Origin of the sequence: Citrobacter meridianamericanus, assembly GCF_041320245.1 — a bacterium.
In the GTDB taxonomy this organism is placed as follows: domain Bacteria; phylum Pseudomonadota; class Gammaproteobacteria; order Enterobacterales; family Enterobacteriaceae; genus Citrobacter; species Citrobacter meridianamericanus.
Genome location: NZ_CP101036.1, coordinates 3,101,262 through 3,126,822, shown reverse-complemented (window position 1 = coordinate 3,126,822; position 25,561 = coordinate 3,101,262). Strand labels below are relative to the sequence as shown.

Annotated in this window: 26 protein-coding genes and 2 pseudogenes; 10 read left to right on the top strand and 18 right to left on the bottom strand. The window is 50.4% G+C overall.

All coding sequences use genetic code 11. The annotated features are described in order from the left end of the window. Both NMD08_RS15350 and NMD08_RS15345 read left to right on the top strand, forming a co-directional pair. The gene (locus NMD08_RS15350; protein ID WP_003840863.1) at positions 1–183 is read left to right on the top strand and encodes a DUF1869 domain-containing protein; all 183 of its coding nucleotides are present in this window, start codon (positions 1–3) and stop codon (positions 181–183) included. Positions 184–398: 215 nt separating this feature from the next. Then, a complete protein-coding gene (locus NMD08_RS15345; RefSeq protein WP_151218972.1) occupies positions 399–1,043 on the top strand; it encodes a hypothetical protein in 645 nt (214 codons plus the stop codon). 51 nt (positions 1,044–1,094) lie between these two features. Here NMD08_RS15345 and fdhF read toward each other — a convergent pair whose 3' ends face one another. Then, complete coding sequence (gene fdhF / locus NMD08_RS15340; RefSeq protein WP_370618476.1) at positions 1,095–3,242, bottom strand: formate dehydrogenase subunit alpha; 2,148 nt, start codon at positions 3,240–3,242, stop codon at positions 1,095–1,097. 361 nt (positions 3,243–3,603) lie between these two features. Between fdhF and NMD08_RS15335 the strand changes: the two genes are divergently transcribed. Then, positions 3,604–3,852, top strand: a complete 249-nt coding sequence (locus NMD08_RS15335) for a GlsB/YeaQ/YmgE family stress response membrane protein (protein ID WP_151218974.1) — start codon at positions 3,604–3,606, stop codon at positions 3,850–3,852. A gap of 47 nt (positions 3,853–3,899) precedes the next feature. On the opposite strand, the gene yoaJ is transcribed toward NMD08_RS15335, so the two are convergent. The 3 genes from yoaJ to NMD08_RS15320 are packed head-to-tail and all read right to left on the bottom strand — an operon-like array spanning position 3,900 to position 5,148. Then, entirely contained in the window at positions 3,900–3,974 is a 75-nt protein-coding gene (yoaJ, locus tag NMD08_RS15330; protein WP_099530266.1) for a protein YoaJ, read from the bottom strand. A 2-nt stretch (positions 3,975–3,976) separates the two neighbouring features. Then, positions 3,977–4,075, bottom strand: a complete 99-nt coding sequence (locus NMD08_RS15325; protein ID WP_032941789.1) for a YoaK family small membrane protein — start codon at positions 4,073–4,075, stop codon at positions 3,977–3,979. A 47-nt stretch (positions 4,076–4,122) separates the two neighbouring features. Then, entirely contained in the window at positions 4,123–5,148 is a 1,026-nt protein-coding gene (locus NMD08_RS15320) for a GGDEF domain-containing protein (protein ID WP_151225350.1), read from the bottom strand. A gap of 186 nt (positions 5,149–5,334) precedes the next feature. Here NMD08_RS15320 and NMD08_RS15315 point away from each other — a divergent pair, with 186 nt between their 5' ends. After that, positions 5,335–5,583 carry a DUF333 domain-containing protein gene (locus NMD08_RS15315; protein WP_187252566.1) on the top strand — a complete coding sequence of 83 codons (249 nt, stop codon included), beginning with the start codon at positions 5,335–5,337 and terminating at the stop codon, positions 5,581–5,583. 7 nt (positions 5,584–5,590) lie between these two features. Here the strand turns inward: NMD08_RS15315 and NMD08_RS15310 are convergent, their stop codons facing one another. Continuing rightward, positions 5,591–5,938 carry a DUF488 domain-containing protein gene (locus NMD08_RS15310; RefSeq protein ID WP_187252565.1) on the bottom strand — a complete coding sequence of 116 codons (348 nt, stop codon included), beginning with the start codon at positions 5,936–5,938 and terminating at the stop codon, positions 5,591–5,593. Positions 5,939–6,115: 177 nt separating this feature from the next. Here NMD08_RS15310 and NMD08_RS15305 point away from each other — a divergent pair, with 177 nt between their 5' ends. Next, positions 6,116–6,823: a CTP synthase gene (locus NMD08_RS15305; protein WP_151225351.1), complete on the top strand. Its 708-nt coding sequence runs from the start codon at positions 6,116–6,118 to the stop codon at positions 6,821–6,823. A gap of 35 nt (positions 6,824–6,858) precedes the next feature. Here NMD08_RS15305 and NMD08_RS15300 read toward each other — a convergent pair whose 3' ends face one another. After that, positions 6,859–8,046, bottom strand: coding sequence for a CynX/NimT family MFS transporter (locus NMD08_RS15300; protein WP_151218978.1), 1,188 nt, complete (start codon positions 8,044–8,046; stop codon positions 6,859–6,861). A 99-nt stretch (positions 8,047–8,145) separates the two neighbouring features. Here NMD08_RS15300 and NMD08_RS15295 point away from each other — a divergent pair. Further along, positions 8,146–8,944: pseudogene (locus NMD08_RS15295) on the top strand (helix-turn-helix transcriptional regulator). Here the strand turns inward: NMD08_RS15295 and NMD08_RS15290 are convergent. From NMD08_RS15290 to yeaG, 5 genes are all read right to left on the bottom strand, one after another. Beyond that, complete coding sequence (locus NMD08_RS15290; RefSeq protein WP_003832453.1) at positions 8,921–9,367, bottom strand: DUF441 domain-containing protein; 447 nt, start codon at positions 9,365–9,367, stop codon at positions 8,921–8,923. The pseudogene NMD08_RS15295 and the gene NMD08_RS15290 sit on opposite strands and share 24 nt — an antisense overlap. 137 nt (positions 9,368–9,504) lie before the next feature. Further along, positions 9,505–10,008 carry a YbaK/prolyl-tRNA synthetase associated domain-containing protein gene (locus NMD08_RS15285; protein WP_151218980.1) on the bottom strand — a complete coding sequence of 168 codons (504 nt, stop codon included), beginning with the start codon at positions 10,006–10,008 and terminating at the stop codon, positions 9,505–9,507. Between the two features lie 43 nt (positions 10,009–10,051). After that, positions 10,052–11,542: a diguanylate cyclase DgcJ gene (gene dgcJ, locus NMD08_RS15280; protein WP_278237879.1), complete on the bottom strand. Its 1,491-nt coding sequence runs from the start codon at positions 11,540–11,542 to the stop codon at positions 10,052–10,054. A 152-nt stretch (positions 11,543–11,694) separates the two neighbouring features. Then, complete coding sequence (locus NMD08_RS15275; protein ID WP_048214373.1) at positions 11,695–12,978, bottom strand: YeaH/YhbH family protein; 1,284 nt, start codon at positions 12,976–12,978, stop codon at positions 11,695–11,697. Positions 12,979–13,173: 195 nt separating this feature from the next. Continuing rightward, a complete protein-coding gene (gene yeaG, locus NMD08_RS15270) occupies positions 13,174–15,108 on the bottom strand; it encodes a protein kinase YeaG (RefSeq protein ID WP_043016649.1) in 1,935 nt (644 codons plus the stop codon). Positions 15,109–15,541: 433 nt separating this feature from the next. Between yeaG and NMD08_RS15265 the strand changes: the two genes are divergently transcribed. After that, on the top strand, positions 15,542–16,288 hold the full coding sequence (locus NMD08_RS15265) for a MipA/OmpV family protein (protein ID WP_151218982.1): 747 nt from the start codon (positions 15,542–15,544) through the stop codon (positions 16,286–16,288). A 159-nt stretch (positions 16,289–16,447) separates the two neighbouring features. Continuing rightward, positions 16,448–17,302, top strand: coding sequence for an aldo/keto reductase (locus tag NMD08_RS15260; RefSeq protein WP_370618472.1), 855 nt, complete (start codon positions 16,448–16,450; stop codon positions 17,300–17,302). A gap of 112 nt (positions 17,303–17,414) precedes the next feature. Here the strand turns inward: NMD08_RS15260 and NMD08_RS15255 are convergent, their stop codons facing one another. Both NMD08_RS15255 and gapA read right to left on the bottom strand, forming a co-directional pair. Further along, positions 17,415–18,299, bottom strand: coding sequence for a D-hexose-6-phosphate mutarotase (locus NMD08_RS15255; RefSeq protein ID WP_151218984.1), 885 nt, complete (start codon positions 18,297–18,299; stop codon positions 17,415–17,417). A gap of 268 nt (positions 18,300–18,567) precedes the next feature. Further along, the gene (gene gapA, locus NMD08_RS15250) at positions 18,568–19,563 is read right to left on the bottom strand and encodes a glyceraldehyde-3-phosphate dehydrogenase (RefSeq protein WP_003030697.1); all 996 of its coding nucleotides are present in this window, start codon (positions 19,561–19,563) and stop codon (positions 18,568–18,570) included. Positions 19,564–19,904: 341 nt separating this feature from the next. Between gapA and msrB the strand changes: the two genes are divergently transcribed. Together msrB and NMD08_RS15240 are read left to right on the top strand one after the other, a co-directional pair. Beyond that, positions 19,905–20,318, top strand: coding sequence for a peptide-methionine (R)-S-oxide reductase MsrB (gene msrB, locus NMD08_RS15245; RefSeq protein ID WP_061067757.1), 414 nt, complete (start codon positions 19,905–19,907; stop codon positions 20,316–20,318). A gap of 42 nt (positions 20,319–20,360) precedes the next feature. Next, positions 20,361–20,636: a YeaC family protein gene (locus NMD08_RS15240; RefSeq protein ID WP_151218986.1), complete on the top strand. Its 276-nt coding sequence runs from the start codon at positions 20,361–20,363 to the stop codon at positions 20,634–20,636. Between the two features lie 44 nt (positions 20,637–20,680). Here NMD08_RS15240 and yajD read toward each other — a convergent pair whose 3' ends face one another. The 5 genes and pseudogenes from yajD to sppA form a co-directional block, all read right to left on the bottom strand. Continuing rightward, a complete protein-coding gene (yajD, locus tag NMD08_RS15235; protein WP_003030690.1) occupies positions 20,681–21,025 on the bottom strand; it encodes an HNH nuclease YajD in 345 nt (114 codons plus the stop codon). Between the two features lie 94 nt (positions 21,026–21,119). Beyond that, positions 21,120–21,797 (bottom strand): annotated as a pseudogene (locus tag NMD08_RS15230) (glycosyl hydrolase family 18 protein); the annotation flags it as partial. Positions 21,798–21,935: 138 nt separating this feature from the next. Continuing rightward, entirely contained in the window at positions 21,936–22,577 is a 642-nt protein-coding gene (pncA, locus tag NMD08_RS15225) for a bifunctional nicotinamidase/pyrazinamidase (RefSeq protein ID WP_151218987.1), read from the bottom strand. Positions 22,578–22,591: 14 nt separating this feature from the next. Next, entirely contained in the window at positions 22,592–23,608 is a 1,017-nt protein-coding gene (gene ansA, locus NMD08_RS15220; protein WP_151218988.1) for an asparaginase, read from the bottom strand. 55 nt (positions 23,609–23,663) lie between these two features. Further along, entirely contained in the window at positions 23,664–25,520 is a 1,857-nt protein-coding gene (gene sppA / locus NMD08_RS15215; protein ID WP_151218989.1) for a signal peptide peptidase SppA, read from the bottom strand. Positions 25,521–25,561: the final 41 nt, after the last annotated feature.

Below are 25,561 nucleotides of genomic sequence, written 5' to 3'. Positions count from 1 at the left end.
ATGGGCAAAGCAACCTATACCGTAACAGTGACCAATAACAGCAATGGTGTGTCAGTCGATTATGAAACTGAAGCGCCGATGACGCTGTTGATTCCGGATGTGGCCGCTGAAGTGGTTAAGGACCTGGTCAATACGGTACGTTCATACGATACCGAGAATGAGCACGATGTCTGCGGTTGGTAGATGTTAGCCTCTGCTTCTGATTGAATATCATCGTTTTTGATTTATAAACCGCACTGCGTTTTGACGGCGCAGCGCGGTTTTTTTATCCGTGCTATCCGGGAAATATTCGTAAAAAGATTTATTAAGAATACCTTAAGAAATCCGCATTGATTGCTAATGTTGGATCATTCACAGGGGTTATGATCGTGAAACAGTCACAATACAGAACCTCGCTTATGAAACTGAATACCCGACTAACATTACCTACTTTCATTCTTGGGCTGGTCATCGTAACGATCCCGTTCACTGCGAACTGGAATCTACCTTTGCTCAACGGTACTGTCGTCAGATGGATTGAGAATGGCCAGGCGTTATGGCTGCTGTTTGGTGCGCTTTTTACTCTCAGCTACATCCGGCCCTTATCACGTCCCGAAGGCGAGAAGCAATTTTGGCTTTGGGCGGCTGTGTGGTGGTTGGTGTTGCTGGGTCGCAGTACCAGTTGGGGCCGTGATTATTTCCCTGATCAACCTAAACTTCTGTTCAGAGCTATCTCAGTGGTATTGATTGCGATGATTATTCTGCCTGTCCTGATATCAAAACACTTACGCCAGGATATTGCCTGTCGCTTACGCAATGAACCGCTACCGCTGTGGCTATTAGCGATCACCATCTGTGCATTTTTGATATCCGATACGGTAGAGCATCATCGTCTGCTGGCCCCTATCTTTTTGCACAATGCGCAGTACGGCGATCTCATTGAAGAGCTGTATGAACTCCCGTTTATGGCAGGATTGTTCCTGATGAACCTCGGTTTTATGCAGCGGGATAAGCAGGTGGAATCAGCTACCATTCGTTTTAGTGAACCACAACTGGCGAAGTAACGAGAAAATGCCTGAGTCTGGGGATCCAGACTCAGGCGGCCTGGTGGTGACTTACCCAATGGCCTCACACAAGCGTGATTTCATGTCGCTATACGTTTGTGCGGCATACTTTTCTGCCCATCCCTGATCGCTAATGTGCTCAATATTTACGGCGCAATACTTGGTTTCCGGCGTTTTTGAAATAGGATCGAGGTTATCCTGGGTTAACTCGTTACATGCGCCAATCCACCATTGATAGGTCATATACACCGTTCCGACGTTAATGCGATCGGAGACATCCGCGCGGCTGATGACCTTACCTCGACGCGAACTGACCCATACCAGGTCACGATGACGAATACCTAATTTTTCTGCATCATGAGTATTGATTTGCACATACCCTGGTTCATCTGCCAGGGCTTGCAGCGCTGCACAGTTGCCGGTCATTGAGCGACAGGAGTAGTGCCCAACTTCACGCACCGTACACAGTACCAGTGGATATTTTTCATCAGGAACTTCTGCGGGCGCTCGCCACTGTGCGGCAAACAGTTTGCCTTTGCCATTGGCGGTATCAAATTGGCTGTTCGCATAGAGGTAAGGGGTACCGGGGTGATCGAGTTCCGGGCATGGCCACTGCACATGGCCCATCTCACCCATTTTCTCATAGGTTACGCCGTAGAACAGAGGGCATAGTTCGCGCATCTCATCCCAGATTTGCTGGTTACTTTGATACTGCATGGGATAGCCCATTTCGCTGGCCAGCAGGCTGATGATCTCCCAGTCACGCTTTACGTCACCTGAGGGTTCAATCGCTTTTTCAAAACGCTGGAAGCCGCGATCGGCGCAGGTAAAGACGCCACCGTGTTCGCCCCAGGAGGTGGCTGGCAGGAGGACGTCAGCCATTTCCGCTGTTTTGGTCATGAAGATATCTTGCACGACGACAAAATCGAGCGCGTTAAAGCCTTCGCGAACCAGACCCAAATCAGCCTCGGTTTGCAACGGATCTTCCCCCATGATGTAGTAGGCTTTAATTTTGCCTTCGATAGCCAGATGCGGAACTTCGGTGATGCGGGTCCCAACCTTGTCATCCATCTGATTAACATCAATCCCCCAGGCGTTGGCGAATTTCTCCCTGACGGTGAAGTCGGTCACGTCCTGATACCCTGGGAACTGGTTAGGTAGCACTCCCATATCGCACGCGCCCTGGACGTTATTTTGCCCACGCACCGGACCAACGCCGACGTTAGGGCGTCCCACATTACCGGTCAGCAACGCCAGACTCGACAAGCCTCGAACCACGTCAACGGCCTGACCAAACTGGGTGACACCCATTCCCCACATCACGGTTGCCGATGGCGCAGCGGCAAAAGTACGCATCGCCTGACGAACCTGCTGTGCGGGAACGCCCGTCAAATGTTCAACGGCTTCAGGCGCATAGTCCTTCACGGTTTCCCAGTATGTTTCCAGTCCTTCCGCATGCTTTTGTACATACTCGCGATCGTAGAGTTGCTCATCGATGAGAACATGGCCAAAGGCGTTGACCAGGGCCATATTGCAACCGTTTTTCAATTGCAAATGTTGGTCTGCGATACGAGCAGTTTCAATACGACGTGGGTCGCAGACAATGATTTTTGCGCCGTTTTGGCGAGCTTTAATTACCCGGCGGGCCACTATGGGGTGCGAGTCGGCACAGTTATAACCAAAGATCAGCAGACATTTTGAGTTTTCAATGTCGCTGATGGAATTGCTCATGGCACCATTGCCTAACGTTTCCTGTAACCCGGCAACGGAAGGGCCGTGGCATACACGGGCACAGCAATCGACATTGTTGGTATGGAGAACGCCACGCGCGAACTTTTGCATCACGTAGTTGGTCTCATTCCCTGTTCCACGTGAAGACCCGGTAGTCATGATGGCACGGGGACCATAGGTATTTTTGATTTCAGATAAGCGTTTTGCGGTGTAACGAATAGCTTCATCCCAGCTAACGGGAGTGAATTTTCCACCTTTTTCATACCGGATCATCGGGCGAGTCAGACGGGGAGTCAGAAGGCGAGTGTCGTTAAGAAAGTCCCAACCATAGTAGCCTTTCAGGCATAACTGATTTTGGTTCGTTACCCCCTCTGCGGCCTCGGCGCGGATGATTTTGTTATTTTCCACAACAAGCTTGAGCTTGCACCCGGCCCCACAGTATGGGCATACACTGGTGATTTTTTTCATCAATAACAGACCTGTTAAATGCTGAAATAGCGCGAATTGTAAACGGAGCCACGCGATACGCATCGCGGACTACGATTTGTCATAGTGACGGACTGTTAAAGCATAAAGTGTGCCAGAAGTGAAAACCCAGCAATTGCAGGTGCTGAGGGGGAATGAGACAAACCTGAATGACTGACGATTCGACATTAATGACGAGCTACGTCAGGGCAAGTTCCGCCATTGAATGGTTTAACCTTATGAAAGATCAGAAAAAGATGAAAACATCAGGTGATACTGATCACAAATTTTAATTTTTCAGCGCTATGCTATGCTTTTATACAACGAGCGAATCGTTAACTTAAAAACATAAGTGAGGGATATTATGGGCATCATTTCATGGGTGATTTTCGGTCTTATCGCTGGGATTTTGGCAAAATGGATTATGCCGGGTAAAGATGGCGGCGGATTCTTTATGACCATTATCTTAGGGGTTGTTGGTGCGGTAGTAGGGGGGTGGATCAGTACCTTCTTTGGTTTTGGTAAAGTCGATGGTTTCAACTTCGGCAGTTTCGTCGTAGCCGTTATCGGCGCAATTGTGGTGCTGCTTATCTACAGAAAAATCAAAAGCTAAGCAAACATACTGACAAAAAAGGCCACTGATAAGTGGCCTTTTTCAGATTACCACCAGCCCAGTTCTGTTCCCAGAACGACGATGATAGCCACGCCAATCATAATGAGCGTTGTTTTTTTCATCGTTATGCTCCCGGCGCAGCGTAGCCGCCAATAAAAAACCAGGATAAGAAAACGACAGCGGAAATGAAAATGATGACGGGGAAAATAATACCGAGTCGCATACGATTATCTGCCAGGGTTATTTAAAGACGGGTCAGCATAGCAGGGGTTAATGTACGACAAAAGTGGTTTTATCCTGACGCTTTTTATCCTTGTACATTGCACTGTCTGCGAGATGAAGCGCACAGTTTATATCCGTCTCCAGCGGATCGATTTCCACCACGCCCAGACTGGCACCAGGATAAAACAAATGAATGTCGCCCAGGTGATAGTCGCCGCAAATTTGCTGTTGCAACTGATTTTTCACCTGCTGCAGGCGATCGCGCTGCTCCTTGTCATCTTCCGGTGACAAGCTAACGACTAAAAATTCATCACCGCCCAGTCGACCAAGAATATCATTGTCACCGCATTCACGGAGCAGGCGCTGCCCAATCTGGATTAGAAACTGGTCGCCGATCTCATGACCAAATCGATCGTTAATCAATTTGAAATCATCCAAATCAATATAGGCAAAGATTATTTTCTGTCTGAGATGTTGGGCGAGCGAGAAAAGTGTCTCGACGTTTTCAAAAATTGCGCGCCGATTCGGTAATCCGGTCAGGGCATCAGTGTAGGAGTGAGCAACCAGCGCGGCGTTCGCTTCGCGTAGCTGCGCCACCAGCGACTCTTTTTGAATCGACTGGGCGATAAGTCCGGCAAACAGATGCAACACCTGTTCACCACGTTCGCTCAACGCATGCTGGCGGCGGCTGGTAGCACAGAGTGTTCCGTAGAAAGTGCCGTCGGGAAGATGAACCGGAGTACTCAGGAAGGTGGTGATTTCCAGCGCGCGGGCAGCGCTGCATTCCGGCCAGCGTGTGGGTACGTTGTCGCTGTACAGACAGTTTTCATCTATGGCGAGTTTGCACAACGTCTCATCCCACGGTACGGACAGCCCTTCGGGGATTTGCATTTGTCGGCTATTACGCGCGTACAAAATATGCTGCAGGCGGGCATCTAAATCAACCTTGGTTAAATAGGTGGATTCCATCTCTGTCACCACTTCCAGCATCTCCAGAAGTTGGCGAACCAGACTCTCAACTGACTGCTCCATGGCTAAGGATTGTGAGACTCTGGCGAGGATCATGTCCGACATGAGGTGTAAATACTCTTGAGTGATGACAGGGCTGATGTGGGCGCATGATAGAACATCCGGGAGCAAGATGAAACACGCGTTCCTGGCTGAAATGTAATCACAAAATTGAAATCGTAACGTTAAACATGGAGATAGAAGGGAAGTCGGGGTAATCTGCCGGAATAATGCTTTTAAACAGGAGTAGAGATGAAACTTACGACTATTGTTTTGCCCGGCTTGCTGGTGCTGGCAGGATGTACCACGCAGCCTGACGCCCCCAAACCGCCAAAAATAGGCATGGCGAATCCGGCATCGGTGTATTGCGAACAAAAGGGCGGTTCGCTGATTGCGGTGCAGACTCCACAAGGCGTAAGGTCAGACTGCAAACTACCAGGTGGGGAAGTGATTGATGAATGGGCGCTCTGGCGCAGAGATCATCCCACCACGGTCAAGTGATACACGGTCAGCATTGACGTAGCCAGTCTGCCAGCACCTGCGCGTGGTTTTGCTGGGTATTTTTCGCCGCATACAGTAGCGTTAAGGTTTGCTTTCGGGCAATCTCTGCAAGACGCTTTCCTTCCTGCTGCTGTTGAGCCAGTTCAGCGCGATATTGCTCAGAAAAATGCGAGAAATCGAGCAGCTCCGCGTGGAATGCCTTGCGTAAATCAGATGACGGGGTAAGTACTTTATTCCATTCGTTGAAAATAAGATCGCTCTTTTTCACCCCACGAGGCCACAACCGGTCGACCAGTACACGATACCCATCACTTTTTTCTGCCGGATCATACACGCGTTTGCACTGAATATTCATCTCTTCATCCGCTCCATTCCGCCATTGCTAATACGGTAAAATAAGATCGTAAAACGTGACCATTATAGCATTCGACCAGCCCTGCCTCCCAATTTAAGGGATTGTGATACCAACAAAAAATCGGTAGGCTGAGGCTCCTTATAGTGTCCCTCATTGTCTGGACATAAGGAAAGTTTAATGGAAATTTCCCCGATTAAAGATACGCTTCGCATTGCGCTGGTGGGCGATTACAACCCCGATATTGTGGCGCATCAGGCGATTCCTCTTGCCATCGATGATGCTGCTGCCGTCCTGGAATTAGTGGCTGATTATGACTGGCTAACCACATCTGATATCAGCAGCAGTGAGGATCTGGTTGGCTATGATGCCATCTGGGTCGTGCCAGGCAGTCCTTATCGCCACCTGGAAGGGGCGCTGATCGCGATACGCTATGCGCGTGAAAACAGCATCCCATTCCTGGGAACCTGTGGCGGTTTTCAGCATGCGATTCTGGAGTATGCCCGCAATGTGCTGGGCTGGAGCGATGCCGCCCATGCGGAAACAGATACCACGGGTCGGATAGTGATCGCACCGTTGAGCTGTTCGCTGGTAGAAAAAACGGATGATATTGAACTGCGTGCCAATACGCTGATTGCCAAAGCCTACGGACGGGATGTTATCTCGGAGGGATACCACTGCAACTATGGCGTATCGGAAGATTTTGCCGCTTTGCTGGAGAGCGGCGATCTTCGTGTTACCGGTTGGGATGAAGCAGGTGATATTCGCGCCATTGAGTTGGTGACGCATCCTTTTTATGTCGGCACACTCTTTCAGCATGAACGTGGGGCACTGGTGGGAAAACCCGTGCCGTTAGTTCAGGCGATGCTGCGCGCTGCGCGAGGATAAAAAACGGGCAGGTCGATCACCACCTGCCCGCTGCATTATGCGCTCGCTATCTCCCGATTGCGTCCCGCACACAGACCAAATACCGCCATCAGCATTGCCAACACGGCGACCCCGGCTAACGGCATCAGCCAGCTCCCGTTGAGGTCGTGAATTTTCCCCATCAGCGGTGGCCCGCAGGCGGCCAATAAATACCCGACAGACTGTGCCATGCCGGACAAGGCCGCAGCCTGATGCGCCGAGCTTGCGCGCAGGCCAATAAAGGTCAAGCCGAGGATCATAGTCGCGCCTGAGCCAAAACCAAACAGTATGGTCCACAGCAAAGCCTGGTCGGGTATGAGGGCGAATCCCGCCGCGCCGATAGCGCACATTAACGAAACCAGAGCGGCGATGGCGCGCTGATCCTTAAATCTGTTCAGAATGAGGGGAATCAATAACCCCGGCGCGGCAGTTGCCAACTGCAGTAAACCATGCAACGAACCGGCCTGAGATTCACTGTAGCCATGGCTAATTAAAATGGCGGGTAGCCAGCCGATGATGACGTAATAGACAAGGGAGTTGATCCCCAGAAACAGCGTCACTTGCCAGGCGAGGCCAGAGCGCCAGATTGCGCGGGAATGCAAGGCGCGCGAGTTACTCAGGCTGGCATGAGCGGTCTGGCGGCATTGAGGCAACCAGATAATCAGCGCCAGAAGTGGAAAGGCTATCAGAACCATCAGCGCCCCGCGCCAGCCAAATCCACTTAATGCCAGCGGTACTACAATGGCCGAACCCAGTGCGGCCGCCGCGCCCATGGTCAGCGAGTATGCGCCAGTGAGTTTTGCCACATGTTGGGAAAAATCGCGCTTAATCAACCCGGGTAGTAGCACATTTCCCAGAGCGATACCGCACCCAATGGTGGCAGTACCGCTAAACAGGAATCCTGACGAAGGTAGCGAACGTATCGCAATACCTGCGCAAATCAACAGCATAGCGGCAAACAGGCTGCGTTCGATGCCCCAACGGCGCGCAACGGCGGCAGCCAGGGGGGATACCAGCGCGAAGGCCAGCAGCGGCAGAGTGGTCAGAAGTCCCGTCTGGGCGGTACTCAGGCCGTAGTCGGCGCGAATGGCATCCAGCAATGGGGCCGCTCCGGTAAAGGTGACACGCAGTGTGGTGGCAATCATCAGGATCCCCGCGATCAGCAGCACTGTGTTTTTGCCGCGGGAGGAGGGTGTAGTAATCATTTTTTTCTCATATCGTCAGGCGAGGCGATACTTTAGCGTTTTTACACTATGGATGAATCAAGCTAAAATGACAGTTTATCGCTAAAATAGGACATTATTATGTTGGGGCTGAGACTGGATGGTTATGAACCCGATTTGCATCATGATGCAGCGGTCGCATTTTGTATTCAGGCTCGGGAAGATGAACTTTTCAGCCCTCTGCATCAGCATCGTAAGGGGCAATTGATCCTGGCGCTGCATGGCGCGATCACTTGTGAGGTTGAAAACGCCATGTGGATGGTGCCTCCGCAATATGCGGTGTGGATCCCCGGCGAAATTCCACACAGCAACCATGTTACAGTGGGCGCGCAATTATGTTTTCTGTTTATTGAACCGCAGGCGGTCGTGATGCCTGAACGCTGTTGCACGCTTAAAATCGCCCCATTATGTCGGGAACTCATTCTGGCGCTGGCGTCCAAAACGGATGCTCAACGACTGGAACCGGTAACCCAGCGGTTGACGCAGGTGTTATTTGATGAACTCCCGCAGCAGCCGCAGGAGCAAATGCAATTGCCGGTATCCGATCACCCGAAAATCCGCAGAATGGTGGAGACGATGGCGCGGGAGCCTGCGCAGTGGCAAACGCTAGGGCAATGGGCCAGCGAATTTGCGATGAGTGAGCGAAACCTTGCCCGTCTGGTTGTCAGGGAAACAGGATTAAGCTTTCGTCGCTGGCGTCACCAGCTTCAACTGATTCTTGCGCTGCAGGCGCTGATAGATGGTCATAACGTGCAACAGGTTGCGCAAATGCTCGGTTACGATTCGACCACAGCATTTATCACCATGTTCAAAAAAGGCCTGGGGCAAACACCAGGCCGTTATCTGGCGGGCCTGGCTACTGCTTCCCAACAATCAATGAGACCAGACCTGCCGCAATGAGCGGTCCCACCGGCACACCGCGAAAGAGCGCCACGCCCAATACCGTGCCGACCAGTAAACCTGCAACAAGCTGGGGCTGACTGCCCATAAGCGTGACGCCGCGCCCGCCGAGCCATGAGACAAATACCCCAACGGCAATAGCGACCAGTGATTTCCAGTTCACAAAGGAGTGGATGAGCGTGGAGGGCGGTAGCGTTCCACTGGCTATTGGCGCCATGACGCCAATGGTCAGAATGATAATCCCGACGGTCAGACCCTGTTTTTCTATCCATGGGAAGAAAGTATTGAGAGGGGTAACTCGAACAATGATCAGCACCAGGATTGAAACAGCGACAGTGGTGTTGTGGCTGACAAAGCCCAGAGCTGCCAGTCCGAGGAGGATCAGCAGAGTGACATCAAACATCGTAGTTTCCTTACCAGAAGAAATAATAAGCCTGTTTACTGTACGCGTAAACGCGTGACGGAACAGGCTTTTTTTATGATTATGATTTTTTTTTGGCTAACGCACGAGGCGACGTTTTTTACTGCTAACGCCAACCGTTATTGCTCGCGGCGGAAAGGGATTAATTCAGGTTGCGCGATACGCAGATAATCTGTGGTATCCATGATCACAGATTTTTCCAGCAACCCGGCATTAAACGCAATTTCATTGAAACGCTCAAACAATAGCGGATCGGCAACCAGTTTGAGATTAGGATGGAAGCTAAACGGTGGGATCGCGCCAAAAACGCAGCCTGTCAGTGCATCGACTTCCGCCGGGCTGGCAAGCGATGCTCTTAACCCACCAATATGACCCGCTAACAAACTGAGATCGGCCTGCTGGTCCGCGGGAAGAATTGCCAGCACATGCTGATTAACGCCATTGCCTTTGACCTTACAGACCAGGGCTTTTGCTCCCTGGCCAAGTGCGGTGCCGCGAATTTCAGAAACCGCCTCACATTTGCCGACGGCTTCATGGCTTACCACGCGGTACGTTGCGCCTTGCTCTGATAACAGCGAAATTAAACGCTCATGCGTTGCGTTACCTTTGTTCACTTCCGTCATGACTGACTCCTGGTACAACAATGAAAATCCTGCAGAAAAATAATCACACACCGGCGCGTTTTTTCTGTTTGTTCAGATAAAGCTGTGCATCAGATGCTTTGTAAGCATCATCAATAGTGTCGTTCGGCTGCATATTATAAACCCCGGTGGAGAAGGTGATGGATATATCATGCGCAATAATTTTTAAGTTATAGCGAATCCTTTCCAGCAGGCGGGGCGTTAAATCACTGGGGTGGTCAATGAGGATAATACAAAACTCATCGCCACCGAGGCGGATGGCATAATCGCTTTTGCGAATAGAGCTTTGAATGGCTTTGGCCAGATGGGTGATAATCCGATCGCCTTCTTTATGCCCTAATGTATCATTGATGACTTTCAGCTTATCGCAGTCGATGGCGATAAAAGTGACGAGAGTGCCCGCATTGACCAATTGCTGCAAACGTTGTTCGAGCATAGGGGTTAAAATTTTCCGATTGTAGAGTCCAGTCATTGCGTCACTGATATTTTCGCGCGTGACGTTGTGATACAAGCGAAAATGCGTTCTGACCAAATTCAACAGCAGAATTGTTGCCAGCAGATAGAAAGCGAAGATTTTCCAGGACGAGACAATAAAATACATTAAATCAAGTGATAAGGTGACTCGTATTCCGCCTGGAATGTCTTTCTCGTAGTGAACATAGTGAAACAGGTCAGTCTCACTTTGGTTAACGAGGATTTCTCTACCGGAGCTGATATCCGAGAGCGTAACGTTAAGATAGCGCCAGACCAGAGGCCGGTCGCTGGTATAAAAAATATTCTTTAAATTCTCTTTGTTGATATCCACCATTACTACACCTTTTAACTTACCGGTATAGTAGACCGGCGTTAAAAAGCTCATCACCTTTTTCCCGGTCAGGTTATCCTGATAAATACTGGAGATCACCGTGCGCCCAGTGAAAATACCGTCAATATCATTCTGGTCGATGCCCAGGCTGCCTTTTTGCAAAAATGTCCAGTTATGTATCGCAAATTGGCGCGAGTCGATCCGGTCATAAAAATAGACGTAATTATTTTTGAGGTCGACGTAATATCTGAATTTATACTCCAGCGTACCTAAACCCTGACCGTAATCTTTCTGTTCTCGATTAGCGTTGACCGCCTTATCAAAAGAGGGCAGCAGGAATATGTCTTCAAGTTTTTCGCTACATTTCGTTGAGGTGGTTTGCAGCGTTCCGTGCAAAAGCGGGTAGTTATGCTCTATGAGATTGAGCCCATGAGTGCCGTTCACGCTGTCGAAAGCGTTGCAAAGTGTTTTTTGTTGTTCGACAGAAGCGGGTTCCTTGGGGGATGAAAATGTGCGCATCAGATGGGCTGCAATGCTTTGATTAGTATACCTATCATAAAGAAACGATGAATCGGCTTTCTCATTGATATAGCGCATATACGCATTCATTGCTTTATCGCTGGCAATGAGCTCATAAACCAAAAAAGAAGACGTCAAAACAATTACGCTTACGGAGATAAAGAGCCTGAGCGCTTTATGATGCAATTTCATAATGATTTACAGCCCTGGAGTAGAGATGCGATTTTAGCACATGCACCAGTAACGCTCTAACGGAGCGGCGGGATAAACCATTGCAAAATGTCACTATTCTGGAAAGAGGAATACAATCAGCCGGAGCCAGAGCTACGGCTGATTGTTGTCGGTCAATTATTACTGGTTGTACTTTGCTTATGGAACAGTTCGCGAAATACTGGGTAAATATCATCCTGATCGCGAATATGCTGCATCGCAAAGTTATCAAAGGTTGATTGCAGATGTTCGTATTCACGCCACAGGGTCTGGTGAGCGCGGCGAGTGATTTCGATATAGCTGTAATACCGCACTACCGGCAGCAGTTTTTTCGCCAGAATTTCATGACACAACGGTGAATCATCCGCCCAGTTATCACCGTCCGAAGCCTGTGCGGCATAGATGTTCCACTGCGCCGGGTTGTAGCGCTCTTTTACCACTTCATCCATTAGCTTCAACGCGCTGGAAACAATGGTTCCCCCGGTTTCCTGAGAGTAGAAGAACTCATGCTCATCCACCTCTTTCGCCTGGGTATGGTGGCGAATATAAACCACTTCCACGTTTTTGTAGGTCCGGCTCAGGAACAGGTACAGCAGGATATAAAAACGCTTAGCCATATCTTTGGTCGATTGATCCATTGAGCCGGAAACGTCCATCAGACAGAACATCACCGCCTGGCTTGAAGGATCGGGCCGTTTTTCATAATTTTTGTAGCGTAAATCAAAGGTGTCGATAAACGGTACGCGTTCGATTTTTGCCCGTAATTCGGCAATCTCTTTGCGTAACCGTTCCTCTTCCAGCAACTGCGCGGGCTCACTTTTGGCAATGGTTTCCAAATCCGCTTCAAGCGCGTGTAGCTCGCGACGCTTACCTGCGGTCATGGCCGTACGACGTGCCAGTGAGTTTTGCAGTGAGCGCACCACGCTGATGTTGGCCGGCACACCGTTAGAGGTAAAACCTGCCCGGTGCGTTTTATACTCCGTTAACTGGCGCTGCTGATTCTGCTTCAGGTTAGGCAGTGCTAAATCTTCGAACAACAGATCGAGATATTCATCTTTAGAGATCTGGAAGACGAACTCATCCTGGCCTTCGCCGTCCTGGCTGGCCTGGCCTTGCCCGCTGCCTGAACCGCCGCCTCCGCCCTGCGGGCGTTCAATACGGTCGTTCTGTACAAAATGGTCGTTACCCGGATGCACACGATGGCGCAGTCCACCACGCCCCTGATGAAACATCGGTTCGCTAATATCATCGGTAGGAATAGAGACAGATTCGCCGCTATCCACATCAGTCACCGAACGCTTGTTAATGGCCTCGGAGATCGACTGTTTAATTTGCGATTTATAACGGCGTAAAAAGCGCTGGCGGTTTACCGTGCTCTTGTTCTTGCCGTTAAGACGCCGGTCAATAAACCAGGTCATAAGCCCCCCGTACTGCATTTGCCAACTTACGCTTCATCCTTCAAGTTGTCTCTGCGTTGGCTCACTCCAGTCACGTACTTATGTACGCTCCTGGGGATTCACTCATTTGCCGCCCTGATACCTCTTGAATGGTTTCGCGTACAGAAGAACTGTTGGCCCGGTAAATGGATAAAATTTTCCGGGCCGTTTATGTTGTTAAGATGATTTACGTACGCGCAAATACCATTCGCACAGTAAACGCACCTGTTTACGTGTGTAGCCTTTTTCCATCATACGATCGACAAAATCGTCGTGCTTTTTCTGCTCGTCAGTCGAGGTTTTCGCATTGAACGAAATGACCGGCAGCAGTTCTTCGGTATTGGAGAACATTTTCTTCTCAATAACCGTGCGCAGTTTTTCGTAACTGGTCCAGTTTGGATTACGACCGCTGTTATTCGCTCTGGCACGCAGAACAAAATTGACTATCTCGTTACGGAAATCTTTCGGGTTACTGATACCAGCCGGTTTCTCAATTTTCTCCAGTTCTGAGTTCAGCGACTCACGGTCAAACAGTTGACCGGTATCCGGGTCGCGATACTCTTGATCCTGAATCCAGAAATCCGCATAGGTGACATAACGGTCGAAAATGTTCTGTCCGTATTCGGAATAAGATTCGAGATAAGCCGTCTGGATCTCTTTGCCGATGAATTCAGCATATTTCGGGATCAGGTAGCCTTTCAGGAATTCAAGATAACGTTCAGCTAACTCCTGCGGGAATTGTTCACGCTCGATTTGTTGCTCCAGTACGTAAAACAGATGCACAGGGTTAGCTGCCACTTCGGCATGGTCAAAGTTAAAGACGCGAGAGAGGATCTTAAACGCGAAACGCGTTGACAGACCATTCATTCCCTCATCGACCCCGGCGTAATCCCGATACTCCTGATAGGATTTCGCTTTAGGATCGGTATCTTTCAGGCTTTCACCATCATAAACGCGCATCTTCGAGTAAATGCTCGAGTTCTCCGGCTCTTTCAGGCGAGAAAGAATGGTAAAGCGAGAGAGCGTTTCCAGCGTCCCCGGAGCGCAAGGTGCATGGGTCAGCTCGCTATGATTAAGCAGTTTTTCGTAAATTTTGATCTCTTCGGAGATCCGCAGGCAATAAGGCACTTTGACAATGTAAACACGGTCAAGGAACGCCTCATTGTTTTTGTTATTACGGAACGTCACCCATTCGGACTCGTTCGAGTGGGCAAGAATAATCCCGTTAAACGGCAGGGCAGAGATACCTTCTGTCCCGTTGTAGTTTCCTTCCTGGGTTGCGGTCAGCAGAGGATGCAGCACTTTAATCGGTGCTTTAAACATCTCAACGAACTCCATAATCCCCTGGTTTGAACGGCACAGTGCGCCCGAATAACCGTAGGCATCAGGATCGTTTTGGGCGTGGTGTTCGAGCTTACGAATATCCACTTTCCCGACCAGCGCAGAGATATCTTGGTTGTTTTCATCACCAGGCTCTGTTTTAGCGATAGCGATCTGCTCCAGAATAGACGGCCAGACTTTGACAACGCGGAATTTTGTAATGTCCCCGCCAAAATCATGCAGACGTTTCGCAGCCCAGGGCGACATGATCGTCCCGAGATAGCGACGCGGGATCCCATACTCTTTTTCCAGAATTTGCGCGTCTTCCTGCGGATTAAACAGGCATAATGGATGATCGTTTACCGGGCTACGTTCGCCGTTGGCACTCAGGACATAAATCGGTACTCGCTGCATCAGCGACTTCAGCCGTTCAGCAAGAGATGATTTCCCCCCTCCCACAGGCCCCAGCAGATACAGAATCTGCTTCTTCTCTTCCAGACCTTGAGCCGCATGCTTCAAATAAGAAACAATCTGCTCAATGGCATCTTCCATGCCGTAAAACTCTTCAAATGCGGGATACCGTGCAATCACCCGATTCGAAAAGAGTCGAGAAAGTCGAGGTTCGTGGGCAGTGTCGACCATGACAGGCTCACCAATAGCCATTAATAGCCGCTCAGCCGCATTGGCATAAGCACTGCGATCTTGCCGACAAGTGGTAAGAAACTCCTGCAGTGTGAACTCTTCGTCCTTGGCAGCTTCATAACGCTGGCGATAGTGATCGAATATATTCATGGTATGCCGTCCTTTCGTTTTTTAGCACATGTTAAGAGCCGTTCATATGAATAGTAGAGGCCCCTGAAGAGGTAAACTGAACGACGTCGTTGCCGAAGAAATAAGCAACTCTCATGCCATTGTGGTGGTCAGGAGATCAACGTATTCGGTGATACACCTTCTAAAATTAAGCGTAGATGGCATTTGCAAAACTTGCCTGTGCGCGCAAATGAATTTCAATGGCATATCAATAACTCATCGGCAAAAAAAGCACATCTAATGTAAAGATATGGGGCAGGATTCATGCGGTGTTCACCTTCCTGCAAGCAAATTGTCATCACTCGCTGAGAAATTAGGGGGTTACATTCTGGGGGGAATACGTAAAATAGTTGGGTTGAAGCGTATTGGCGGTTACACTTTGACCGCTACACATTTGAATAAGGAATTATGGACTGTGACCAAACTCAAACTTCTGGCATTGGGCGTCCTTGCCGCAACCGCAGTTAGCACCGCACAGGCGGAAAGTCAGTGGACTGTTGGTGCTGGTGTCGGCGTGATTAACAGCCCGTACAAACAGTATGACCGCGATGTTTATCCCGTTCCGGTTGTTACCTATGAAGGCGATAACGTCTGGTTCCGCGGTCTGGGTGGCGGCTACTATCTGTGGAATGACACGGCAGATAAGCTCTCCATCATGGCGTACTATGATCCGACGCACTTCAAGCCGGGTGATAGCGATAGCCATGCTCTGCGCCAACTCGACAAGCGCAAAGGCAGCTTGATGGCTGGCCTCTCGTATGTACATAACACCCAGTATGGTTTCCTGCGCACCGCACTGGCGGGTGATACCCTGGATAACAGCAACGGCTTTATCTGGGATCTGGCCTGGCTCTACCGTTACACCAATGGTGCGCTGACTCTGACGCCGGGTATCGGTGTGCAGTACAGCAGCGAAAACTACAACGACTATTATTATGGCGTTTCCAATAAAGAGTCTCGCCGCAGTGGCCTGAAAAGCTACAACGCTGACGATGGATGGGATCCGTTCCTGGAGCTGACTGCGAGCTATAACTTCCTTGGCAACTGGGACGTATACGGCACAGGCCGTTATGTGCGTTTGAGTGATGAAGTGAAGGATAGCCCGATGGTTGATAAATCCTGGTCTGGCATCTTCTCGGTGGGTGTGACCTACAAGTTCTGATATCACTGCGTGTCAAATACTAGCCCGCTGAGATGCGGGCTTTTTTACGTCATTAAAATTAAGATAACCCCCAGATCATGATGGTGCAATTTGTGCACCTTAACAGGACATATGCCAGTTGTTTTGCTTTACTGTGGTGCATCAACTCAGGAGGGTGCGATGACCGTGAAACAGGTGATGTTTACAAAACAGGTATCACTTCCTGCTATTGGGCAGGGTACATGGTATATGGGCGAGGATGCTGGCCGACGCCGGGATGAAGTATCTGCGCTGCGGGCTGGTTTGGATCTCGGCCTGCGGCTGATCGATACCGCCGAAATGTATGCTGATGGTGCAGCGGAAGAGGTGGTTGGTGAAGCTTTGACGGGGTGCCGTAATAGCGCTTTTTTAGTCTCGAAAGTTTACCCATGGAATGCGGGTGGGCAGAAGGCCATTGCTGCTTGTGAAGCGAGTCTTCGCCGACTGAAAACCGATTATCTGGATCTCTACTTGTTGCACTGGACGGGAGATTTTTCATTTGCCGAGACCGTTGACGTCATGGAAGTGCTTATCGCACAGGGCAAAATTCGCCGTTGGGGGGTGTCTAATCTCGATTACGATGATATGCAGGCGTTATGGCAGGTCGCTGGTGGGCGGGAATGTGCAACTAACCAGGTGCTCTATCATCTGGCATCGCGCGGTATTGAATATGATTTACTGCCGTGGTGCCAGCAGCAGCAGATGCCGGTCATGGCCTACAGTCCGCTGGCTCAGGCGGGGCGATTGCGCAGTGGCTTGCTTTCTAACCCTGTGGTCAACGACATCGCACGCACACACCATGTTAGCGTCGCGCAGATTTTACTGGCGTGGGTGATTCGTCTTTCGGGCGTGATGGCGATCCCAAAAGCGGCAAGCGTAGCGCATGTCGAACAAAATGCTGCCGCGTTGGAAATCACGCTCTCGGTTGATGAACTGAAGCTGTTGGATGAGGCATATCCGGCACCAAAAGGTAAAACGGCGCTGGATATGGTCTGATTTGTCAAATGACGATGCTCAGGTCTCCGGCTACGTGTTGTTTGTAGGCCGGATAAGGCGTTAGCCGCATCCGGCATGGTGCTCTGAGCTGTTTCAGGCAATGGAGACAATCTTAGCGTTTAGCAACCTGAATGGTTTGCGCCAGGCGAGACGGTTTCTCGGCGGTAGTTTTCTGCGGTTCGGTCGCGTAAGCCGTTTCGACGCAAACAAACGTTTTGTAGCCATCATCCGGCATGTCACCCATGCTAATGGATAGCGCCGGGCCCGGGTTCCAGCCGACAACGTTCAGATGGTGGTGATGGATCACGTTAATATTGCGATTCAGCGCATCATCATGAATGACGCTGCACGCTTGCGGATTCAGATAAACACGATCGGTGCGGTCTGGGAAAGTCTGAATGCCGTCAGCCAGTACATCTTCTTTAGCATCATTCACTTTATCGATCAGGCGATCGCCAAGACCACTGACTTTCACTGCCGCAATATCACCGACGTTGAAATAGGTATGCAGCGCGGAGGTGGTTTCAAACTCACCGTGAGCTTCCAGTTCCATCTCGCAGGTGGCGCCTACTTTGAAGCGGGCTAGCAAGCAGAATTCGTGTGGCCACAGCTGACGCGTTTCAGCGCTACTTTGCAGCTCAAATGTCAGGACCACGCCATTGTCGTCTTCATTGTGCGCTTTCAGCGTCCATGGCAAGTTACGAGCAAAACCATGAGAAGGCAAACCTTGTTGAGTCGCCGGGCCAAACCACGGCCAGCAAATGGGGACGCCGCCACGCAGCGCTACGCCGGTTTTGAACGGGGTATTGTTACTTAGCCACAGGACTTCCTCTTCGCCGTTTGGTTTCCAGGATAGAAGATGTGCGCCCTGCAGCGCGAAAGAAGCTTTAACCTGTGGGTGATCGACAACAAGAACCTCAAGCTCATCAAGCTGACGGCGGGATAGGACAGGGGTAATTTGTTCGATTACCGGAAGTGCAAAAATTTTATTAATCATTACGCAATCCTTTTTAACCTTGAATAATTCGGGTTGCAGGACGGCGGCAAGTGAACGACAAATTCGTCAGGAACGAATTTGAACAACCGAAGGTTGCCTTCGGTCAGGGACATGGATGTCCCTGATTCACCTCGATGAGCTTACTGTAGTAAGCGATTCGAGTGAGAGAGCGTAGCCAACACACCTGCAACTTGAAGTATGACGGGTATCTTCAGGCAAAAAAAAGAGCGACCAGAGTCGCTCTTACAGATTACTGTTTCATCTCAACTTATTTGGAGATGTGAGCAATCAGATCCAGAACTTTGTTAGAGTAGCCGGTTTCGTTGTCGTACCAGGATACCAGTTTCACGAAGTTGTCGTTCAGTGCGATACCTGCTTTAGCATCGAACACGGAAGTGCAAACTTCACCGTTGAAATCGGTAGATACTACGTCGTCTTCGGTGTAACCCAGAACGCCTTTCATCGGGCCTTCGGAAGCAGCTTTGATTGCTTTCTTAATTTCTTCGTAAGAAGCAGCTTTTTCCAGACGAACGGTCAGGTCAACAACGGATACGTTCGGGGTAGGAACGCGGAACGCCATACCAGTCAGTTTGCCGTTCAGTTCTGGCAGAACTTTACCTACAGCTTTAGCAGCACCGGTAGAGGACGGGATGATGTTCTGGGATGCGCCGCGGCCGCCGCGCCAGTCTTTGTGAGACGGGCCATCAACGGTTTTCTGAGTAGCGGTGGTCGCGTGAACAGTTGTCATCAGACCTTCGATGATGCCGAAGTTGTCGTTGATAACTTTAGCCAGCGGAGCCAGGCAGTTAGTGGTGCAGGAAGCGTTAGAAACGATGTCCTGACCTTCGTATTTGTCAAAGTTAGCGCCTTTAACAAACATCGGAGTGTTATCTTTGGACGGACCAGTCAGAACCACTTTTTTCGCGCCAGCAGTGATGTGCTTACGAGCGGTTTCGTCTGTCAGGAACAGGCCAGTAGCTTCAGCAACTACGTCAACACCAACTTCGTCCCATTTCAGGTTAGCCGGATCACGTTCAGCGGTAACACGGATTTTTTTACCGTTTACGATCAGATGACCGTCTTTCACTTCAACGGTACCGTTGAAACGGCCGTGAGTGGAGTCATATTTCAGCATGTAAGCCATGTAGTCAGCGTCTAACAGGTCGTTGATTGCAACGATCTCGATGTCAGAGCGTTCTTGAGCAGCACGGAAAACAATGCGACCGATACGGCCAAAACCGTTGATACCTACTTTGATAGTCATATATTCCACCAGCTATTTGTTAGTGAATAAAAGGTTGCCTGTAAAATTACAAAAACCTTACGCAGCGTCAAGCGGAATCGTGTCAATCATTGCGACAAATCAATCTGCTGCCTAAGCTTTGCGCAACTGACTCGCCTCACTCTTCCTTTGGGCTTGGAACCACATGGGGTCGGCGGCCCGAATTTTAAAGGGCAATTAAGATAAAAACGTGAGTCTGATCACGAATTACAGGCTGCCATTTCGCAAGGATCAAGTTTAGAACAAAAGTTCGCACTCCGGTGTTAATGTTTTGTTAGAATCTGTCTCGCAATGTGAGTTTAGATAAAGTGAGATGTGAGCAAATGGCTAATCAACCTTCTCCAGAAGAACTGAAAAAAAATTTAACCGAAATGCAGTTCTACGTGACGCAGAATCACGGGACAGAACCGCCATTTACCGGGCGTTTGCTGCATAACAAGCGTGACGGCATCTACCATTGTCTGATCTGCGACAAACCGCTATTTCGTTCCGAGACAAAATATGACTCTGGTTGCGGCTGGCCCAGCTTTTACGAGCCCGTCAGTGAAGAGGCTATCCGTTACATAAAAGATACGTCACATGGCATGCAGCGCATTGAAATTCGCTGTGGTAACTGTGATGCGCACCTCGGACACGTCTTTCCGGATGGCCCTAAACCTACCGGTGAACGTTACTGCGTTAACTCAGCGTCTTTGAACTTCACCGATGGTGAAAACGGTGAGCAAACCAAGGGCTGAGGAAACGATTCAGCAAATTATTCTACGAAGAGTGGATTTAACATGAATCTTGATGAGATGATCAACAGCATGACGCCGGAAGTTTATCAGCGCTTATCTACAGCCGTTGAACTCGGAAAATGGCCGGATGGCGTCGCGCTAACGGCAGAACAAAAAGAGAACAGTTTACAGCTGGTGATGTTATGGCAGGCGCGAAACAATATTGACGCGCAGCATATGACGATTGATACCAATGGTGAGATGGTGATGAAGAGTAAGCAACAGCTGAAAGTGGAATTTGGTATTATGCCCGAACCGATTGCGACGTTTAAATCCTGATTATCCAGGCCCGACAAACATCGGTGTCGGGCCCGCAGTTGATGTTATTTCTTATTCATCATCGCCTTCAGATCGGCAAACGGATTATATTTCGCCTCGCCGACGTCTTTCTGCGCATCTTCCCCCGCCACTACAGTAGAACCATACTGATCCACCTCAGTATATTTCGAATGCTCATGATCGTGGCAATACAGGCATAGCATCTCCCAGTTACTACCATCTTCCGGGTTATTGGAGTGATCGTGATCGATGTGATGTACCGTCAGCTCGCGCAGATTGGAATACACGAACTCACGTGAACAACGTCCGCAAACCCAGGGGAAGAGTTTTAGCGCCTTTTCCCGGTATCCGACTTCCAGACGGGCGTAATTTTTAGGGATAAAAGCCATAAAAGCGCATGCCTCCAGTAGATAATGAAGAGCTGCGCCAAAAGCTGGCGCAGCAGAATGGGCTAATCATAACCTATTGTGTCAGGCGTTGGGATCAGTGTTTGATGCCTAGCGAATCGGCTAACTGCCTCGCTAATTGATTATTGTCATCTGCGCCGTACTCCCAGAACATGGCGCCTCCCAACCCTTTGCTTTTGATGTAGTCGGCTTTTATCGCCACCGAACGCGGATTTTCATAGGAGAGGGCAAAGAGTGTTTTTCCATCCGCAGACTGCACCGACAGCCACGGCACTTTTGCTTCATCATCCCAGTGCTGGCTAAAGCGTTTTTGCGGATCGTTGATCAACTTCGCCACAATATCGTTGTACTTCACATAGGTATCTTTGCTCAGATCGACGCCCAGTGATTTGAACAACTCAATTTGCGCTGGCCCGAAATAGGGCTGGGTAGCCGGGTTTTTCTGCGCGTCAGGTTTGCTCCAGTCAATACCTGGCTCAATGGCGCGTTTTGGTACGCGTCCATAAAAGCCAATGCCCAGATTCATTTGGCTCGGTTTCAGACCGGCTGCGAGATAGTTACTGACCACAAAATCGGCGCTGTACTTATCCGCCGCAGCGACCGTCGGCCATTGCGTCGAATTATACAGGTTCGAGTTAAAATACTGGGTGCCGTAAGCCATGTCATAGGTCATCAGGTTGATGTAATCGAGCGATGGCGCAATGGCTTTCACATCTACCCAGCTTTTCGGACTTTCCGCATTCGCACCCACGGCATGTTGGTGAAGCGACAAGCTGTTTGGGCAGGTGTTATTGGTTGGAAATTACGCCACCAAATGGGGCTGCGAGTCTCTTTTTTGGCCTACAGATTTGCAGAAATGCGCAAATCTGTAGGCTGGAGGAGGCGTTTAAAATTATTTGTGCTGGGTTTCCAGCCAGTCATCAAGTGTATACAGCGTTGCGCCCGCCGCCGCCATATCTATAAAGGCGTTTGCACTGTCCTGGGGTTGAATATTAACGCCACGGCAACCGTCGGTAATAACGCTGACGGTATAACCCAAGTCGAGCGCATCGAGAACGGTAAATTTGACGCAATAATCAGTTGCCAGCCCCATGATGATGAGGTCGGTAATATGATGTTGCTGTAGCCACGCATTCAGTGCTGTAGCCTGGCGACGACCGTTATCAAAAAACGCACTGTAACTGTCGACCAGCGGGTTCTCGCCCTTGGTAAAGGTTTGAGTTATTGCCCGCTGGTTCAGCAGTGGATGCAGGGTTGCACCTTCGCTGTGCTGTACGCAATGGTCAGGCCAGAAGGTTTGCGCGAGGCCATCGAGTTGTCCCTGACTGTAGGGGGCAACCTGATGCTGACTGGCAAAGCTGCCGTGATGAGCCGGGTGCCAGTCCAGGCTGGCAACGACGGTGTCACCGCGTATGGCACACCAGTCAATCAGACGGTTGGCAATATCAATTGTGCTGTCGCCTTGCGGAACGGCGAGCGCACCACCGGCACAAAAGTCATTTTGTAAATCGACCAACAGTAAGGCTCGGGTCATGGGCATAAACTCCTTTATTCGTCCGGGGTAAGCTCACCGCGCAGATTTTGCGTCATTGCTTCACGAATGGTCTGCGTATCCAGTCCCTGACTCAGTAAATAGTGCAATTTGGTGAGCGTGGCTTCGACCGTCATATCCGCGCCGCCAATCACACCCGCATGTGCCAGGGCATTCCCCGTCGCATAGCCCCCCATATTTACCTTGCCGGACATGCACTGGGTCAGGTTAACCACCACAATGCCACGTGAGCTCGCATCTTCAAGTTCTTGCAGAAACTCTTTATTTTGCGGCGCATTGCCCACGCCGTAAGAACGCAGAATTAACGCTTTTACCGGCTGGCGCAGGAAGTTTCGCACCACATCAGCGGAGATACCGGGGTAAATGGTGACCACGCCAATCGGTTGTGGCGTAATAGGGTGCACAATCAGTTCGCCGGTGCCATGTGGTGCAGGCGGTGTCCCCAGGCGACGAATGTGGATCCCTGCCTCCAGCAGCGGTGCAAGGTTGGGTGAGGCAAAGGCGTCAAAACCATCGGCGTGCGCTTTAGTGGTACGGTTGCCACGAAATAGTCGATTGTTGAAAAACAGAGTCACTTCATTAATCGGATAATTTGCCGCAACGTACAGCGCATTGAGCAGGTTGATTTGCCCGTCTGAGCGTAGCTCGGCTAACGGTATTTGTGACCCTGTCACAATTACGGGCTTACCCAGATTTTCCAGCATAAAAGAGAGCGCCGAAGCCGTAAACGCCATGGTGTCGGTGCCGTGCAGAATAACAAAGCCATCATAATCGTCGTAGTGCGCTTTAATGTCTTCCGCAATATGCTGCCAGTCTTCCGGTGTCATATCGGAGGAATCCATCAGCGGGGCGTATTCGTGGATGGTGAAGTCTGGCATCTCCGGACGGTGGAATTCAGGCATCAATGCCAGCTGGCGCTGCAGGTGACCGGAAACGGGAATATAACCCTGTTCTGAGCGCTGCATACCAATGGTACCGCCGGTATAGGCAACGTAAATTGATTTTTTCTGCATGACTTTTCTTCTGTCTCAAAGAAAACCCCTCTTCATCCCGAAGAGGGGTCAATAGTTAGCGAACGTTGGCGCAGGTCAGGCAAAACGCATAGCGGTTTTGCGGATCGTTGAATGCGGCCAGCTTATCGCTTTCGGCTTTTACTGCACTGGCCGCAGAGGCCAGCGGTGGCGGGAGCATAGCCTGTATGGCGTCAGGTAACATGGCACGAACGGAGCCTGACATGCTGTTCATCACCATATCAACGAATGTTGGTTCGTCCTGATAATACTCAATGTGCCACTGTTTCAGTTTGCCAAGCTCAGCCGCTTTCGCGATGGCGTCGTCAAAATCACCGAGGCTATCTACCAGACCGTTGGCCTTCGCATCCTGACCGGTCCAGACGTGGCCCTGGGCGATTTTGTCAATCTGCTCAGGCGTTGTCTTACGCGCATCTGCGACCAGCGTGATAAAGCGCTTGTAGCCGTTCTCAATGCTCAGTTGCATCATCTGCTGCACTTCCGGCGGTAATGCTTTGGTGACGGAGATATCCGCCAGCGGGGAGGTCGCTACGCCGTCAGTATGTACGCCGATAGAGTCCAGGCTATTTTCAACGGTATTGATCACACCAAAGATGCCGATTGAACCGGTCAGAGTGCTGGGGTTCGCCACAATGTAGTTGGCTGGCGTGGAGATCCAGTACCCACCGGAGGCTGCCATGCCGCCCATGGACACCACAACCGGTTTACCCGCCGCTTTTGCCGCAGCCAGCTCAGCACGGATCACTTCAGAGGCGCTCACGCTGCCACCAGGGCTGTTAACGCGCAGAACAATGGCTTTCACTTTCGGATCAAGACGCGCTTCACGGATTTGTGCGGCAGTGGTGTCACCGCCCACATTCCCAGGCGTTTCTTCACCGTCCATAATCGCGCCATTGGCGAAGATAACGCCAATACTGTCGCCAGTGTCGGCCGGGGTTTTCAGCGTGTAATCGTAATAGCTGATGGCGCGGTAGTTTTTATCCGCTTTGCTCCAGCCAAACTGTTTGGTCAGCATTTTTTCGACTTCAGCGCTGGAGGCGAGTGCATCCACCAGTTTGTTGTCGAGCGCATATTTCGCGGTATCACCATCGACTTTCGTCAAACCGTCCAGCATGGCCTGCGCGCCGGGGAACACCTGTTGTGCAGGGATTTGGCGGTTGGCGGCGACCGTGTTGAGATAGTTCTGCCACAGCTCGCCGATCCAGCGGCTGTCTGCTTCACGCGCGGCAGGAGACATATCATCGCGGATAAATGGCTCGACGGCAGACTTATAGGTTCCGACGCGGAACACGTGTGTGGAAACTTTCAGCTTGTCGAGCAAGGATTTGTAGTACAGGCCGTTGGTGGCAAAGCCGTGCAGATCAACGGAACCTTGTGGAGAGAGGTAAATTTTGTTGGCAAAACTGGCGAGATAATACTGCCCCTGGCTGAAGTTATCGCCCACGGCAAAGACCGGTTTACCGCTATCGCGGAATTCCCGTAGCGCTTTGCCGATATACTGCATGGACGGCTGATCGGCCCCGGCAAAGTTTTTCAGGTCCATCACGATACCGGTGATGTTGCGGTCATCTTTCGCCTGGCGAATGGTATTCACGATATCGAACAGGGAGTTTTCCTGCAGACGATCGGAACTGGCGCCAAACAACTGACGGCCAATAACGCTTAACCGACTGGTACTCGAGGGCTTATCAACAATCACGCCCGAGATATCCAGCAGCAGTGCGCCTCGCTCAGCATGTTCGCTGGTGTTGCTGCTACTGACCTGCATCCAGATGCCCACACCAACCAGCACCAAAAAGATGAAGAACAGGTTAAGCACAAATTCACGGACGAAATTGAGTAATCGCCATGTCCATTTAAAAAATCCGGCAATAAATCGCCACAGGGTTCGCATGTATTCTCCCTACCGATTAACAACACGCCACCCGAAATTCC